The organism is Solirhodobacter sp., from assembly GCF_964715405.1.
The window spans coordinates 1-13,618 of record NZ_CBAICG010000065.1 but is presented as its reverse complement, the minus strand read 5'-3'; the positions used below and the strand labels follow the sequence as shown (position 1 = coordinate 13,618).

The 13,618-nt window shown below is 63.6% G+C and carries 14 protein-coding genes and 3 pseudogenes; 7 read left to right on the top strand and 10 right to left on the bottom strand.

Features of this window, described 5'->3' with window-relative positions:
* The coding region (locus AC11WY_RS18290) for an NAD(P)-dependent oxidoreductase (protein WP_482928152.1) at positions 1 to 307 on the bottom strand (307 nt) is incomplete at its 3' end.
* 91 nt (positions 308 to 398) lie between these two features.
* Between AC11WY_RS18290 and AC11WY_RS18285 the strand changes: the two are divergent.
* Positions 399 to 1,336, top strand: a pseudogene (locus AC11WY_RS18285) (transposase).
* Between the two features lie 109 nt (positions 1,337 to 1,445).
* Here the strand turns inward: AC11WY_RS18285 and AC11WY_RS18280 are convergent.
* Genes AC11WY_RS18280 through AC11WY_RS18245 form a run of 8 tightly spaced genes read right to left on the bottom strand, consistent with a single transcriptional unit; the run spans position 1,446 to position 10,468 of the window.
* Entirely contained in the window at positions 1,446 to 1,859 is a 414-nt protein-coding gene (locus AC11WY_RS18280; RefSeq protein ID WP_482928150.1) for a c-type cytochrome, read from the bottom strand.
* A 39-nt stretch (positions 1,860 to 1,898) separates the two neighbouring features.
* A complete protein-coding gene (locus tag AC11WY_RS18275) occupies positions 1,899 to 2,810 on the bottom strand; it encodes an FAD:protein FMN transferase (RefSeq protein ID WP_482928148.1) in 912 nt (303 codons plus the stop codon).
* A gap of 1 nt (position 2,811) precedes the next feature.
* Positions 2,812 to 3,357: a nitrous oxide reductase accessory protein NosL gene (locus AC11WY_RS18270; RefSeq protein ID WP_482928146.1), complete on the bottom strand. Its 546-nt coding sequence runs from the start codon at positions 3,355 to 3,357 to the stop codon at positions 2,812 to 2,814.
* Positions 3,354 to 4,175: an ABC transporter permease gene (locus AC11WY_RS18265; protein WP_482928144.1), complete on the bottom strand. Its 822-nt coding sequence runs from the start codon at positions 4,173 to 4,175 to the stop codon at positions 3,354 to 3,356. The genes AC11WY_RS18270 and AC11WY_RS18265 overlap by 4 nt, the downstream gene beginning before the upstream one ends.
* The gene (locus tag AC11WY_RS18260; RefSeq protein WP_482928142.1) at positions 4,172 to 5,068 is read right to left on the bottom strand and encodes an ABC transporter ATP-binding protein; all 897 of its coding nucleotides are present in this window, start codon (positions 5,066 to 5,068) and stop codon (positions 4,172 to 4,174) included. The genes AC11WY_RS18265 and AC11WY_RS18260 overlap by 4 nt, the downstream gene beginning before the upstream one ends.
* Positions 5,034 to 6,356: a nitrous oxide reductase family maturation protein NosD gene (locus AC11WY_RS18255; protein WP_482928140.1), complete on the bottom strand. Its 1,323-nt coding sequence runs from the start codon at positions 6,354 to 6,356 to the stop codon at positions 5,034 to 5,036. The genes AC11WY_RS18260 and AC11WY_RS18255 overlap by 35 nt, the downstream gene beginning before the upstream one ends.
* 1 nt (position 6,357) lies before the next feature.
* Positions 6,358 to 8,286, bottom strand: coding sequence for a TAT-dependent nitrous-oxide reductase (nosZ, locus tag AC11WY_RS18250; protein ID WP_482928138.1), 1,929 nt, complete (start codon positions 8,284 to 8,286; stop codon positions 6,358 to 6,360).
* Complete coding sequence (locus AC11WY_RS18245; RefSeq protein WP_482928136.1) at positions 8,279 to 10,468, bottom strand: 4Fe-4S binding protein; 2,190 nt, start codon at positions 10,466 to 10,468, stop codon at positions 8,279 to 8,281. The genes nosZ and AC11WY_RS18245 overlap by 8 nt, the downstream gene beginning before the upstream one ends.
* Positions 10,469 to 10,635: 167 nt before the next feature.
* Here AC11WY_RS18245 and AC11WY_RS18240 point away from each other — a divergent pair, with 167 nt between their 5' ends.
* Positions 10,636 to 11,112: an RrF2 family transcriptional regulator gene (locus tag AC11WY_RS18240; RefSeq protein ID WP_482928134.1), complete on the top strand. Its 477-nt coding sequence runs from the start codon at positions 10,636 to 10,638 to the stop codon at positions 11,110 to 11,112.
* A 241-nt stretch (positions 11,113 to 11,353) separates the two neighbouring features.
* Here AC11WY_RS18240 and AC11WY_RS18235 read toward each other — a convergent pair.
* Positions 11,354 to 12,304: pseudogene (locus tag AC11WY_RS18235) on the bottom strand (IS256 family transposase); the annotation flags it as partial.
* Positions 12,305 to 12,383: 79 nt separating this feature from the next.
* Here AC11WY_RS18235 and tnpA point away from each other — a divergent pair.
* The 5 genes and pseudogenes from tnpA to AC11WY_RS18210 all read left to right on the top strand — a co-directional run.
* Complete coding sequence (tnpA, locus tag AC11WY_RS18230; RefSeq protein ID WP_482928132.1) at positions 12,384 to 12,740, top strand: IS66-like element accessory protein TnpA; 357 nt, start codon at positions 12,384 to 12,386, stop codon at positions 12,738 to 12,740.
* Positions 12,737 to 13,084 (top strand): IS66 family insertion sequence element accessory protein TnpB, encoded by a 348-nt coding sequence (tnpB, locus tag AC11WY_RS18225; protein WP_482928130.1) that lies wholly within the window; start codon positions 12,737 to 12,739, stop codon positions 13,082 to 13,084. Before tnpA ends, tnpB begins: the two co-directional genes overlap by 4 nt.
* A gap of 59 nt (positions 13,085 to 13,143) precedes the next feature.
* Complete coding sequence (locus tag AC11WY_RS18220) at positions 13,144 to 13,302, top strand: hypothetical protein (RefSeq protein ID WP_482928128.1); 159 nt, start codon at positions 13,144 to 13,146, stop codon at positions 13,300 to 13,302.
* A gap of 36 nt (positions 13,303 to 13,338) precedes the next feature.
* Entirely contained in the window at positions 13,339 to 13,533 is a 195-nt protein-coding gene (locus AC11WY_RS18215; protein WP_482928126.1) for an IS66 family transposase, read from the top strand.
* Positions 13,473 to 13,618, top strand: a pseudogene (locus AC11WY_RS18210) (transposase); the annotation flags it as partial. The gene AC11WY_RS18215 and the pseudogene AC11WY_RS18210, both read left to right, overlap by 61 nt.

The following is a 13,618-nucleotide window of genomic DNA, read 5'->3' as shown; positions in this document are numbered from 1 at the left end:
GCGCCGCGCCGGACACCACGCCGCCGCGCGAGACGTCGATCAGAACCGCCCCCGGCTTCATCGCGGCGAAGGCGGTGGCGCCGATCAGCCCCCGCGTCGCCTCGGTCAGCGGCACGCAGCAGACGACGTAATCGGCGCGCGCCAGCAGGCCGGGCAGGTCGCCGACCGCGTGCACTTCGTCAACCTCGGGCGTGGGGCACGGCCGCGCCCGGCAGCCCAGCACCGTCAGCCCCATCGCCTTGCACAGCCGTGCCACGGTGGTTCCGGTCTTGCCAAGACCGAGGGCCAGCCCGGTGCGGCCCGCCACGGGTTCGACGCCAAGGTCCGGCCAGAGCAGTGTTGCACAACTCTGATCATGGGCGATTCACATCGTGGATCCATGCGGTTAGCCAGGCCATATGAGCAAGCGATCACCCTCCCGCTACCGCAGGACGAACTGGCCCAGCTACACAGCGTCGCGCCGCAAGCGCGGGTCGCTGCTGATCTAGCTGGACAAGGAGATGACCTGGCTTGCGCCGCATGACGGGAACCCCGGTCGCCCTGCGGTGTTCTCTGATACCGCGATCCAGTTCTGCCTGACAATCAAAGTTCTGCCAAGCTGCCGTTGCGGCAAACGACCGGGATCGTCGAGAGCCTCTTGCAGCTCGTCGGCCTGGAGTGGGAGGTGCCAAACTTCAGCACCTTGAGCCGCCGTCAGAAGACCCTTGCCGTCAACATCCCGTATCGCGGGTCGCAGGGGCCACTGCACCTGCTGATCGACAGCACCGGGATCAAGGTCGAAGGCGAGTGGAGTGAAGCGGATCAGAAGACAGTCCGGGGGACTGTTTTCCCGCTGAACGGGCAAGCACGGCGGGTCCAAACGTCGGTTCTGGCGCAAGGTCCACATCCATTGCCCGGCAGGCGAATGGCACATTCGCCGAGAGGGGGGATCGACGAGAAAACCCTGGAAATCCGGGCGGCCGAGCTCACAACGAGCGATGTGGGCGATGCGCCCATGCTGCCCGAGCTTCTCGACCAGATCCCGCCCGATCGGGAGATCGCCAGCGTCACCGCCCCCTCTCGTGGTTTGCGCACAAACCACTGCGGGACAACGGACGGGGCCTTCGACAGCCGGAAGTGCCGCGGCGCTGCCGCCCGCGGCGCCGCGATCATCCAGTCGCGCAAGAACGCCAAGCCGTGGAGGGCCGACACTGCCGGAGCGATCGCGCGCAACGAGGCCCTGCGCGCCTCACGGCGCTTCGGTCGGGCCATCTGGCGACGATGGAGCGGCTATCACGGCCGGAGCCATCCCGCCGTGCTTCCATCCGGTTGCAGCAAATCCGAACCTCTTGCCTGACCGTGCCCTTTTCCCTTGAAGCCTCGGGAGCCTGGCCTTGCCGAGTTTGTCGGGATAGCCCGCATTCGGCCTTCACCGGCTGCGGGCACCTTCACCGGTTCTGGGGCGCCTATTTGACCGAGGCCAGATAGGCCGCGACATCCTCGCCGCCCGTTGCCATCTTGAAGGTCATCTTGGCGACGGCGGCAGTGTCGCCTGTCTGTTCCTTCAGCCAGGCGGTCGGGTCGGTGACATAGGCCGCCACCATCGCCTCGTCCCAGATCAGACCCTTTGCACCGGCGGCGGCAATCGAGGCGCCGTATTTGAAATCCGGGAAACTCGCGACCTTGCGACCGACCACGCCAAAAAGGTTCGGGCCGGTCTTGCCACCCTTTTGAACGACGGTGCCATCCGGGGCCACGATGGAATGGCAGGCCGTGCAGCGCTTGAAGTCATCGGCGCCTTTGGTGGCATCACCCCCGGCAAAGGCCGGGGCGGTCGTGAGGGTGAGGGCGAGGGCGGCTATGATGCTCAGGGTTTTCATCGTGGTTTCCTTGGGGTTTCAACGGAACTTGGGGCCGGATCAGACGAGAGCTTCGATCCGGGCATCGGAGAAATGCGACAGGGCGGCCAAGATCGAGAGGCGATCCGGCATCAGGCAGGCGGCGGTTGACAGCGCATCAGCCACCGCCGAAGACGGAGCGCTGACCGAAATCGACGTCCAGAGCGGCGCCGCGGGCAGGCCAGTTCCGGGGTGCAGGATATGTCCCACCTTGCCCTCGGCATCAAACACCGTCCCCAACGGAGACGAGGTCGCCAATGCGCGCGCCGCAAGGCTGACCTCACCGCCGCTGACCAGCTTGACGGGCCAGCCCCGGGCACCCGGCATCCGGCCAAGGGCACGGAATTCTCCGGTGTTGATCAGGATGTCAGTCAGGCCTTCTGCCGTCAACAACTCGGCCACCTTGTCGGCGATGAATCCTTGCGCCACGCCATTCAGGGTCAACCCCATGCCGTCGGGCAGCAGGACGGCGTCGCTGTCGTAAGTGACGCGAGGAAGTCCGATCCGGGGCAGAACAGCCGTGATCTGGTCAGAGGTGGGCGCACCACCGGCCGCAAAGCTGGTCGCGTAAAGCTGCCAGAGGGGTTGGACCGTCGGGTCAAACAGACCGGCGGTTGCGGTGTGGACACGCGCGCAAAGGGCAAGGCATTCCAGCAGTTCAAAGGGCGGTGCATCCAGCCTTCCTGCTGCGTTCAACTGCGACAGGGCGGATTCGGCTCGATACAGGCTGAAGACGCTTTCCAGCCGGTCAATCTCGGCCACGGCGCGGGCGATTATGGCATCGGCGTCGGGGTGGTCCAGGTAGATCGCCGCCTCGGCGCCCAGGGCGGCGCCGTGCCATTGCGTGATCTGTGCCGCACGGGCCGGGAAGGACAAAGGCAGGGCGGCCACGGCGGACAGGGTCAGAAAGCGGCGGCGGGTCAGGATGGGCATATCAACCTCCGTTGGCGGAAAGAGAGCGCATGCGGGCGGCATAGTCGGCGTCGCTGTCGCTGGCGGGCGTGCTGGCTGTCAACGCGCTGTCAGGGATTTGCGCCAGCGTCATCACCTGCCCGCCGTGCTGGGCGGCAAAGTCCCGCGCCTTGACGGGGTCACCGAAGGGCACGAACTCGGGCGCGTCCATGCCGCCTCTGGCGTCAGAGCCCACGACGTAAACCGCCTTGTCCGCCGCGATCCAGTTGGTGGCGCCGGGATTCTCCCAGCTTGGGGCGGCGCCCATGTCGCTGACATAGGTGGCGGTGACGGTGTCGTCTTGTTCGGGCATCCGCAGATAGGCCACGGCATCTTTGACCTGACTGAAGAACAAGGGCGCCTCAGGATAGGTCGCAAGGTGAATCTGCGCCTTGGGGCCGGGATGGCCCAGAATGTCCATCTCACAGAAATAGCCCGTCGCGTCAGCCGTTATCGCCGTCGGCAGGGGGACCGGGGCATCCTCTCTGCAGGCGGCCAGCATTAGCAAGGCAAGGATCAGGGGTTTCATGGGGTCACCCTGCGGAACGCGATGGTGCCAAGCGTCAAGGCTGCGACGGGCCAAAGCACGATGGACGTCAGCGAGGCCCAGACCGGGATCGTATTGGCCGCCCCCGCCACCCCAGAGGCCGCCGAAGTGGCCTGCGAGGCGGCCAGGTTGTACAGCCGGAACGCATCCGCCGGGTTCGCCAGCAACGCCACCGGAAAGACCTTGGTGGTGAAGATGCCGCCGTTGTCGGCCACGATCGCGGCCAGCAAGCCCAGATCATAGAGCACGATCACCCCCAGCCAAAGCCCGATCGCCAGCCCCGCCGCCCCCGACGGCCTGCGTGCCAGCGCCGAGGCGGCATAGCCGACGCCAAGGAACGTCGCCCCCAGCAGGACCGACGACCACATCAACCGCCACAACGACGGCAGCCCCTTCATCGCCGCAGGGTCCACCGCCAGGGCGGCCACGGCGGCGATGCCGTAGCCCACCGCCACCGCCAGCGTCAGGATCGCCAGATGGGCCAGCAGTTTGCCCAGCAGAATCTCGGTCCGCGACACCGGATAGGTCAGAAGCAGGGGCAGCGTCCCCCGCTCCACCTCGCCCGCGATGGCGTCGAACGACATGAGAAGGGCGACCAAAGGCACCAGATAGACCGCAAGGCTGGTCAGGCTGGCCACCACGACCGACAGCCGGTCCGCGCCGATGGTGCCAGTGGCTGACGACCCCGCCGCCGACAGCACAAGCGAAAACAGCGCCATCATCGCGATGGAAATGGCAACCCAGCGGTTGCGCAGGGCGATGCGGAACTCGGTTCCGGCGGTGGCAAGGATGCGGTTCATTGCCCGGCCCTTTTGCTGAAATGGCTGTAGATATCCTCAAGCGAGGGCGGCAGGACGTCGATATCCGCGATCTGGTCGCCAAGGGCGATGATCCGGGCCAGCAGCGCCAGCTTCTGATCTTGGGCGCAGGACAGGATCAGGGTGCCCGATTGGGCCACCGCTTCGGGCAGGGCTGCGGCTACGAGCGCGCTGCTTTCGGCGCGGGGCGTGACCTGAAAGGCCACCGGCAGGGCTGCGGTGTGGCGCAGGTCGGCCAGGGTGCCCTCGGCCACAAGAACCCCGCCGGACAGGATCAGGATGCGGTCGGTCCGCGCCTCGACCTCGGTCAGCGCGTGCGAGGACAGCAGGATGGACGCGCCTTCCGCCGCCAGCCCGTCGAGCAGTTCGTAAAAATCGCGGCGCGACACCGGGTCAAGGCCGCTGGTCGGTTCATCCAGCACCAGAAGCGCGGGCTTTCCGATCAGGGTCTGCGCAAGGCCAACCCGCTGGCGCATGCCTTTGGAATAGGTGCCAATGCGACGACGGGCCGCCGCACCCAGACCGACCCGCTCCAGCAAGGCCAGCGCCAGTTTGGGGCTTTCGCCGCGCAAGGACAGGTAGTGGTGCATCTGTTCCAGCCCGGTCAGGGCGGGGTGGAAGGCGGCATTTTCGGGCAGGTAGGCAGCATTGCGGCGCGCGTGCGGGGAACCGGGGGCGGCGCCGGTCACCTGCAATTCGCCCTTGTCATAGGGGATCAGGCCAAGGATGATCTTCATCATCGTCGATTTGCCAGCGCCATTATGCCCCAGCAAAGCCACCCGCTCGCCGGGGGCGACGGTCAAGGACACATCAGACAGCGCAACCTGCGCGCCGTACGTCTTAGTCAGACATTGCAGCGTCAGTGTCGGCGTCATGGGACGGGTCTTTCTGCCAGCGGTCACCCACAAGGGCAGCCATCGCGGCAATTTTGGCGGGGATTTCGATGACCGGGGCGGTTACGAGCGGATGGCTGTCAACCACACCACCGGGCAGGATGGCGGGGAAGGAAGATTGGCTCCAGCGGATCAGTTGCACGGCGGGGGAGCCCATCAGCAAACTCGCGGCCGGTTGCGACCACAGGATGGAGTCCATCAGGTCGTTGGGGTGAAAGGGGCTGTCGGCAATGCCATCGCCGTTCAGGTCAAAGACAGGATGATCAGACCAGAAGTTGCCGCGGCCCTGAAAGCTCCACTCGATATGCCGGGTACCGACGTATTTCACCTGCGTCCGGTTGCCGATAAAGGCGTTGCCGGTCATGGCGTTACCCTCGCTTCCGGCGGTGAAGTGGATGCCGATGTCGCAGCCCTCGAACCGGTTGCCGACGAACAGGTTCTTGTTGGCGTCATAGATGAAGGTGCATTTCGCCGCCCCCTCCACCAGATTGCCCGAGAAATCGGAATAATTGGAGGCGTTGATCATCAACCCATGATCGCGGTCATCCAACGACATGTTGTTTTCCACCTTCACATGGTCGGAAAACATGATGGCAAAGCCGAGGTGGTTGCCGATTGAGGTATTGCCGGACACCTCGGAGTCATGGGTATACATGTAGTGGATGGCAAAGCGCAGGTCGCGAAACAGGTTGTTGCGGTAGATGTCGAGGCTTGAGGTGTTGGAAAAGATCCCATCACGCCCCCAGCGGATGTCATTTCCCTCAACGATCAGGCCTGGGGAGTGCCAGACATAAACCCCGTTGCCGCGCTGGTTCATCCGGTTGGTCTGGCGGCCCTCGATCACGTTATCGCGCACCACGCAGTCGATGCCGCCATGCACATCAACGCCGTGATAATTGTCGGTCAGGCGATTGCCCTCCACCACATTGCGATCTGCGCCTTTGACGATCTTGACCCCGGCATCCATATCCTCGCCACGCCCACCGGAATGGGTGATCGCCAGCCCCTTCAGGGTGATGTCGTCGCCGGTCAGGGTGATGACGGTGCCAGTGCCCTGCCCGTCCAGAATGGTCCCCGGCACGCCTTGCAGCGTAACCGAATGGTCAATCACGAATTGGCCGGGATAGGTGCCCGCAGACAACAGCAGCACATCGCCGGGGTGTGACCCGGCGATGGCGGTTTGCAGATCTGCCCCAGCGGCCACGCGCACCTCATCCGCCAGCGCGGGCAGCGCCAGCAGGACAAGGGCAAGGCTTAGGGGCAGGCTCATCTCAGGCGGCCTTCGGTTCAACGAGCATCCGGCCACGCATTTCCATATGCAGGGCGTGGCAGAACCATTGGCAGTAATACCAGTGCACGCCGGGCTGGGTCGCCACGAAGGTGACGGAGGACGTGGCTTGTGGCCCGATCTCCATCGCGATGCCGTGGTTGCCAAGGGTGAAACCGTGGGTCAGATCGTCGATGTCATCAAGGTTGGTGACGCAGACCGTGACTTCATCGCCTTGCTTGACGGTAAAGCTTTCAAGGCTGAAGTTCGGCGCCTGCGAGGACATGTAGACCCGCACCTTGTTGCCGTCGCGGATCACCTTGTCCTGAAAGTCATCCAGATTGACGCCGTCCGCCTCGGCCTGCTTGCGGGTTTCGGCCCACATGCGGTCTTTGCGGTCCCAGACCGAAAGGGGGTTCACCATCGACACCGGAACGGCAATTGCGTCATGCGGTTCGGCAAAGTTCGGGCCGTCGTGCACGACCTTCATCTTGTCGCCGGAAATGTCGATCAACTGGTCATTCTCGGGCTTCAACGGCCCCACGTTGATGAAGCGGTCTTTGGAGAATTTGCACAGACAAACCAGCCACTTGCCATCCGCATCCAGCGTCTCGCCCAAGGTGGTTTTCAGGTGGCCGGGCTGATACTGCACATCGAGCTTGTCAAGAATCGGGTCAACCTTTTCGCCGTTGTAAGCCTTGATGGCGGTGGCGATGTTCCACTTGACCACCTGACTGTCGAGGAACAGCGAGGTGAAGGCGTTGCCCTTGCCGTCGAACGCCGTGTGCAGCGGGCCAAGGCCAAGTTCGGGTTCGGCCACCACGACCGAGCGCGGGTCAACCGACGAGGCGAACAGCGTGTCCAGTTTGGTGACGTCGATCACCGTGACCGTGGGCGACAGTTTGCCACCTATGCACAGGTGGATCTTGTCGGGCGCCATGTTGCAGCCGTGCGGGTTGTTGGCGACCGGAATGTAGCGGGTGTAGTTCTTGTTCGACCCTTTGCGGCCATCAATGATCTTGCAGCCGTTCATCACCTTGAAATCACCGGCAGCGATGCCCTTTTCGATCTCTGCGATGTTGAAGACCACGACGTGGTCAAACTCGGCCGCGGTCATCTCGGCCTGGTTCATCCCCATCTCGGAGTTGTAGCAGGTGGAGAACGCCCATTTGCCTTCATAATCCGCGTCGGTGTTGTCCAGGTTGCCCGAAACCTGCACCTGCCACGCCACCTTGAATTCGTCGGCGGCCACGGCGGTGAAGATGTTGGTGTAGGTCGAGATGTCGGTCATGGTCGTGCCGTCGTTGACAAGCGGCGTCTCATCCTCGCCATTGCAGAACACATAGTTGGTGCGTGGCCATTTCTGCGGGCGCAGTCCGTGGATGCCGCGGGCGTTCGGAATCTCCAGCACCTTGTCGGTTTTCATCACGTCGCAGCGCACGCGGGCGACGCGGGTATTGGCCTTGTCGTTCATGTACAGGAAGCGGCCGTCATACTTGCCTTCGGTAAAAGACATGTGGACGTGGTGCAGGTCGCCGTTTTCATGCACGACCTGACCGTTGGCGGCGAGGTAGGCTTTGGTTTCGTCGCTCATGGTTTCATTCAGAATGCGGCGGCTTTCGTTGGTCCGGCCCCAGCCGGTGGCAGAGCAGCGGTTGAACACCGGCACCCGCATCAACTCGCGCATCGAGGGGATGCCAAGGATGCGCATCTCGCCCGACTGGCCCGAGGACCAGAAGCCGTAGTAGTCGTCCAACTGGCCGGGGGCGACCTCAAAGCCGGGTGCGGCGGCGTCGGCTGCGGTGGCTGTCACACCAGCGGCAGCGGCCAGCATGGCCAGACGCGAGGCGCCAAGCCCGCCCAAAGCGGCGGCCCCTGCAGTTGCGCCAAGCAATCCGCGCCGACTCAGTCCGGGTTTTTGCGTTTCAGACATTTCTCGGTCCTTTCACATTGGGATGGTTGACCAGATCGCCGGGCATCCGCAGGGCTGGTTCGACTGTTCCCACCGCCGCGCGCCGTTTGTCTTGGCGGATGACGACAGGGCATTTGCTTTTGCTTTGGTAAAGCACCTGACAATTCAGGCAGTTGACACACTCGTTCGGATTGATCTCTCCGGTCGGGTGGATGGCCTGAACCGGGCATTCGTTGGCGCAGGTCTGGCAGGGATGGCCGCATTCGTGATAGCGCTTCAGCCAGTCGAACATCCGTAGCCGGGCGGGAACGGCCAAGGCCGCTCCCAGCGGGCAAAGATAGCGGCAGTAGAAGCGTTCCACGAACAGACCCGCCGCCAGCAACGCCACCACATAGGCCACGAAAGGCCAGGCGCGGACAAACTTCAGCACGATGGCGGTCTTGAAGGGCTCGATTTCGGCATAATGCTCGGCCTGATCAATCGACATCAGGGACACGCCGAACAGGCCTAGGAAGATCATGTATTTCAGCGGCCAAAGACGCTCGTGCAGGCCCCAGGGCAGCGTCCATTGCGGGATATGCAGGGCGCGGGCGATCTTGTTGGTCAGCTCTTGCAGGGCGCCAAAGGGGCACAGCCAGCCGCAATAGGCCCCACGCCCCCAGAAGAGCAGCGCCGCCGCCAGCGAGAACCACAGGATGAAGGTCAGCGGGTCCAGCAGGAACGCCTGCCAGCTGAAGCCGGTCACCAAGGCACCGAACAGCGCCATCAGGTTGACGACCGACAGTTGCGCATTGGCGTACCAGCCCAGAAAGACCAGCGTGACGGTCAGAAATCCGATGCGGAACCAGAAGAAGACGCGGGCGTTGCGCGTGGCCAGGCCCTGAAAGAAGAACACCAGCGTCAGCACGGCCAGCATGGCGGCAAGGGCGGCAATCTCGACCTTCTTGTCGAGCCAGATTTTTTCCCACAGGGCGGTTTGGGCGGCGGTTTCATCCTGAACCGGGGCGGCCACAACGGCCGGGGCTGCAATCGCCCGCAGATAATGCGGCGGAAGTTGATAGGCGAGGTCGAAGGTGAGGAAGTCCTTCTCGATCGCGGCCACCTGACGCTGCACCAGAAGCTGGATGCGGAATGGCTTGGCGGGGTCAAAGCCGGACACAGCGGGAATGCGGAACAGGTCGGTTTCGGTGAATTCGGGCGCGCCCTGGGCCGCGATGCCCACCAGCCGCTTGTGATCATTGTCATGGAAGCGGACCGACACGTCATCCTGCACCAGCACGATCCGGTCAAAGATGCCGCCGCGGACATAGCCCGAGCCCTTGAACGAGAAGATGCCCTTGCCCACGATCATCAGGGCCTGATCGCCGGGTTGCAGCCATGCGGTCAGGTTCGTCTGATCCTGCGGGCTGAGAAGCGCCTGACCGATGGCGGGCACTGACACCAGGGCCACCTGCATTTCGGTAAATGTCGTGTCCGGGGGGGCGGTCTCCGGCCTGGCCGTGGCACGCGGGTCGTTCAGCGCGGCAAAGGCGGCATTTACCTGCCCAACATCCAGCGACAGGCGGCGCAGGGTGCCGTCCCCCTCCAGCGCCATCCAGCCCTCCGGAGCCTTGGCGGCGGGGTCCAATTCAACGGTCGGACCGGCGACAACCTCGGGCGCAAGCCCGCCCAAGCCCAAGGAACGGGCGACCTTGAGGCCTGAACGCAGGATTGAATCGTCCAGCACCATGACCGTGACGGTGGCGCCCGAGATGATGTTCATGTCATGCTTGCCGCCCGATTTGGCCATCGCGACCAGATCCATGCCGATGTAGCTGGCCGCAAGCGCCTTGACCTTCGCATCGGGGATGCCAATCAGAACAATGGGTTCCGAGTGTTTGACCAGCTTCACCCCACTGATCTTGCCCGCCAGATCGACCGCGACCATCGTATGGATCGGTTTGCCGGAATACCCCGTTGTCCCCACGAAGTCCGAGGTCAGGAACACCCAGCCGATCTGCTGGCCGCCCTTCAGAACCGGCGCGACAGCCAGATCGCTGCGGATCGGGCCGAAGGCATCGGCTCCGGCGACAAGGTCGGCCGCCTGCACCGTCGGCAGGTATTTCGCCAACACGGTATCGGCCAATCCGGGCAGCGCCAGGAAGACCGCGACGACAAGTCCAAGCAGCAGGCGGATCAGGATGGGGCGCGGTGCGTTTGTCATAGCGCCGCTATGCCCGAACCCGCAGCACCCGCCCTTGATTTAGGTCAAATGAAGTATCCTTTTGCAGGCGCCAAGGGTGCGCCCTTCTGACGCCCGTTGATTCCGGCCATTCCCATGTGACCCTTTTCGAACGAGGATGTGACAGAAGTCCGAGAGAGTTGCCCCCCGTGCACCTGACCAAGTTCAGCGACTATGCCCTGCGCGTCCTGATGATCGCCGCATCTCGGGGTGCGGACCGCGTGACGATTGAGGAAACCGCCGACATATTCGGGATATCGCACGGTCATTTGAAAAAAGTCGTCCTGAAGCTGACGCGCGCAGGTTACCTGCAGGGCATCAAGGGGCGCGGGGGGGGCTACCTGTTGGCGAAAAAGCCTGAAGACATCAACCTCGGTGCCGTGCTGCGATTAACCGAAACCGATTTCGGCGTGTTTGAATGTTTTCAGGACGGCATGGCCTGCCCGATCGTCGGACCGTGCCGCTTGCCCGCCGTAGGACGCAAGGCCATCGCGGCCTTCTTGGCGGCCTTTGATCAGGTGACTTTGGCCGATGTGATGCTGCCCATGTCCTCCTTCCGGTTCACGTCTGACCCCGGAGGGGAGCGGGCTGTCCCGGTGCCGCAGCCTCGTGAGCACGCCGGATGAAGACACACTGGGCTCGAGTTGCCAGCCAACAGCAGAATCCCCACAGAAACAGCGGCCTGTCAGAGGGCGCTTCGATCGACGCAAAATCCGTCCGCATGAAATGGAGAAAGATCGATCCGGCGGTTGCGGCTGGCGTGCGAACTGGGCGTGTTCGGTATCACGACAGGTCGCTATGCCTACCGATTCCAGTCATGGCCGTCGATCAGATCGGAGCTATGCCCGGAAGTTGGTGACGGTCTGATCAGGCGGCTTTGATTTCGTGCTTGATGCCGTCGCGGAATTCAACCCCCTGGATGATTTCTGCCAAGCGGTTCTGACCGTCGAGTTTGCGCCATTTTTTCTTGGCGGACAGCATCAGCTGGTGAGTCATAGCCAGTGCCGTCTGGCGGCTGAGGCAGCCTTTGGTCTTGGTCGTTCGGTGGCGGACGGTGGCGAAGGTGCTTTCGATCGGGTTGCCGGTCCTGATGTGCTTCCGGTGCTCGGCTGGAAAATCGTGGAATGCCGGCAGATCGGCGCGGTCCTTGGTCAGGCATTTGACCGCCCGGTCGTATTTCACGCCGCAAGCCTCGACGAAGAAATCGAACGCGGCATCGGTCCCGGCCCTGGGTTCCGCCATCCAGATGTCTTTCAGATGCGCCTTGGCCTCGGGCTGCACCGACTTTGGCAGCGCGTTGAGCACATTCGCCGTCTTGTGCACCCAGCAGCGCTGGACCCGCGTCTTGCCGTAAACCTCCTGCAGCGCGGCCCGGAATCCCATGGCACCGTCACCGACAGCCAGCTTGGGTGCGGCTTCCAGCCCCCGGCGCTTCAGGTCCAAAAGCAGTTCGCGCCAGCTCTGGGTGCTCTCACGAAAGCCGTCGATCAAGCCCAGAACATCCTTGTTGCCCCATTCGTCAGCCCCGATAATCACCAGTATACATTGACGATCTTCATCGAGACGGGGCGTGAAGTAGACCCCGTCCGCCCAGAAGCAGACATGGCGCCGCGCTGACAGATCGCGCTTGGACCAGCGTTCGTAGTCGTCCCACCAATCCGCCTTCAGCCTGGTGATGGTGCTGGCCGACAGGCCCGGCGCATCCGGCCCAAGTATTGCGCCCAAGGCTTCGGAGAAGTCGCCGGTTGAAATGCCCTTCAGGTAAAGCCAGGGCAGCAGTTCCTCGATCGACTTGGCCCGCCGCAGATAGGGCGTAAGCGTCCGGCCTGACCGCTCTGCCGCGGGCTGAGAGTGCCGGATACTGTCCACCAACGATAGTGGACACTAAGGTGCAGGCGTGGCGCGGCGGACAAGACGGCTTTGGACGGATGAGGAGAAGCAGTTGATCTGCTTGCAGACGACTGCGCCCGGCGTATCGGTTGCGCAGGTTGCGCTTCGTTACACGGTGAACGCGAACCTGATCTTCAAATGGCTGCGCGATCCCAAGTATCGGCCCAAGCCTGGAACGGGATCAGAGGAAGCAGGTTTGCGCATTCTGCCGGTGGAGATCGTCAAGGAGGCGCCTGTGGCCCCGTCGATGCCTGCTGCAGGGAACCAAATCGAGATCGACCTGGCGGGCGGGCACCGGATGCGGATCAGCGGGAGCTACGATCCGGAGGCGCTGGCGCGACTGATCCGGGGGCTGTCGGTTTGATCCCGGTTCCAGCCAATACGCGGGTCTGGCTGGCGGCCGGGGTCACCGACATGCGAAAGGGCTTTGCGGCGCTGGCTGCGCAAGCCGAGGCGGTGCTGAGGCAGGATCCCTTTGCCGGGCACCTGTTTGTCTTCCGAGGCCGCCGGGGTGACCTCGTGAAGGTGATCTGGTGGGATGGCCAAGGCGCCTGCATGTTCATGAAGCGGCTGGAGCGGGGGCGGTTCGTCTGGCCCTCGGCGAAGGAGGGCAAGGTGGCACTGACGCCCGCCCAATTGTCGATGTTGCTGGAGGGGATCGACTGGTGGGCGCCGCAGCGGACGTGGCAGCCCTTGGCGGCGGGATAATCTGCCGATCCCGGATCAAGAGGATTCCCACAAGGAATACAGTGGGATAAACTTCTCACATGCTGGATCAGACCCTGTCCTTGCCGGAAGACCCCGAGGAACTGCGCAGCTTCACCACGCGGCTTCTGGCCGAGGTGAAGGCGCAGGCGATCTTGATCGAGTGTGATGAGCGGTCCTGCGAAGCAGGATCGAGCCGTCCAGTGGACGGATCGAAGTGAGGAACGCCCGGAGCGCAAGCGAAGGGCAGGCATCAGTTGGCCGGGCACCGGGCACACCGGTTTGGCGCGTCGTCCGAGACCGCCGAGCAGTTGCAACTGGCGCTTGAGACGAGCGAGATCGCCGCCGCTGCGATGACGGCACGGATGAAGCTGCCGGACGTCGGGGAGAACCGACAGGCAAGCGCGGTCGGCAGCCTGTGTTCACCGATGCGGCGATCCAGGCTTGCCTGACCTTGCGGGCGCTGTTTGGCCTGCCGCTCCGGCAGGTGACGGGGATGGTGGCAAGCCTGCTGGCGCTGGCTGGTCTCGACTGGTC

Coding starts and splice junctions, on each gene's coding strand:
- nosZ (WP_482928138.1), bottom strand. CDS start 8,286: ATGTCTGAAACGCAAAAACCCGGACTGAGTCGGCGCGGATTGCTTGGC.
- AC11WY_RS18265 (WP_482928144.1), bottom strand. CDS start 4,175: ATGAACCGCATCCTTGCCACCGCCGGAACCGAGTTCCGCATCGCCCTG.
- AC11WY_RS18260 (WP_482928142.1), bottom strand. CDS start 5,068: ATGACGCCGACACTGACGCTGCAATGTCTGACTAAGACGTACGGCGCG.
- AC11WY_RS18270 (WP_482928146.1), bottom strand. CDS start 3,357: ATGAAACCCCTGATCCTTGCCTTGCTAATGCTGGCCGCCTGCAGAGAG.
- AC11WY_RS18280 (WP_482928150.1), bottom strand. CDS start 1,859: ATGAAAACCCTGAGCATCATAGCCGCCCTCGCCCTCACCCTCACGACC.
- AC11WY_RS18220 (WP_482928128.1), top strand. CDS start 13,144: ATGCTGGATCAGACCCTGTCCTTGCCGGAAGACCCCGAGGAACTGCGC.
- AC11WY_RS18275 (WP_482928148.1), bottom strand. CDS start 2,810: ATGCCCATCCTGACCCGCCGCCGCTTTCTGACCCTGTCCGCCGTGGCC.
- AC11WY_RS18245 (WP_482928136.1), bottom strand. CDS start 10,468: ATGACAAACGCACCGCGCCCCATCCTGATCCGCCTGCTGCTTGGACTT.
- AC11WY_RS18255 (WP_482928140.1), bottom strand. CDS start 6,356: ATGAGCCTGCCCCTAAGCCTTGCCCTTGTCCTGCTGGCGCTGCCCGCG.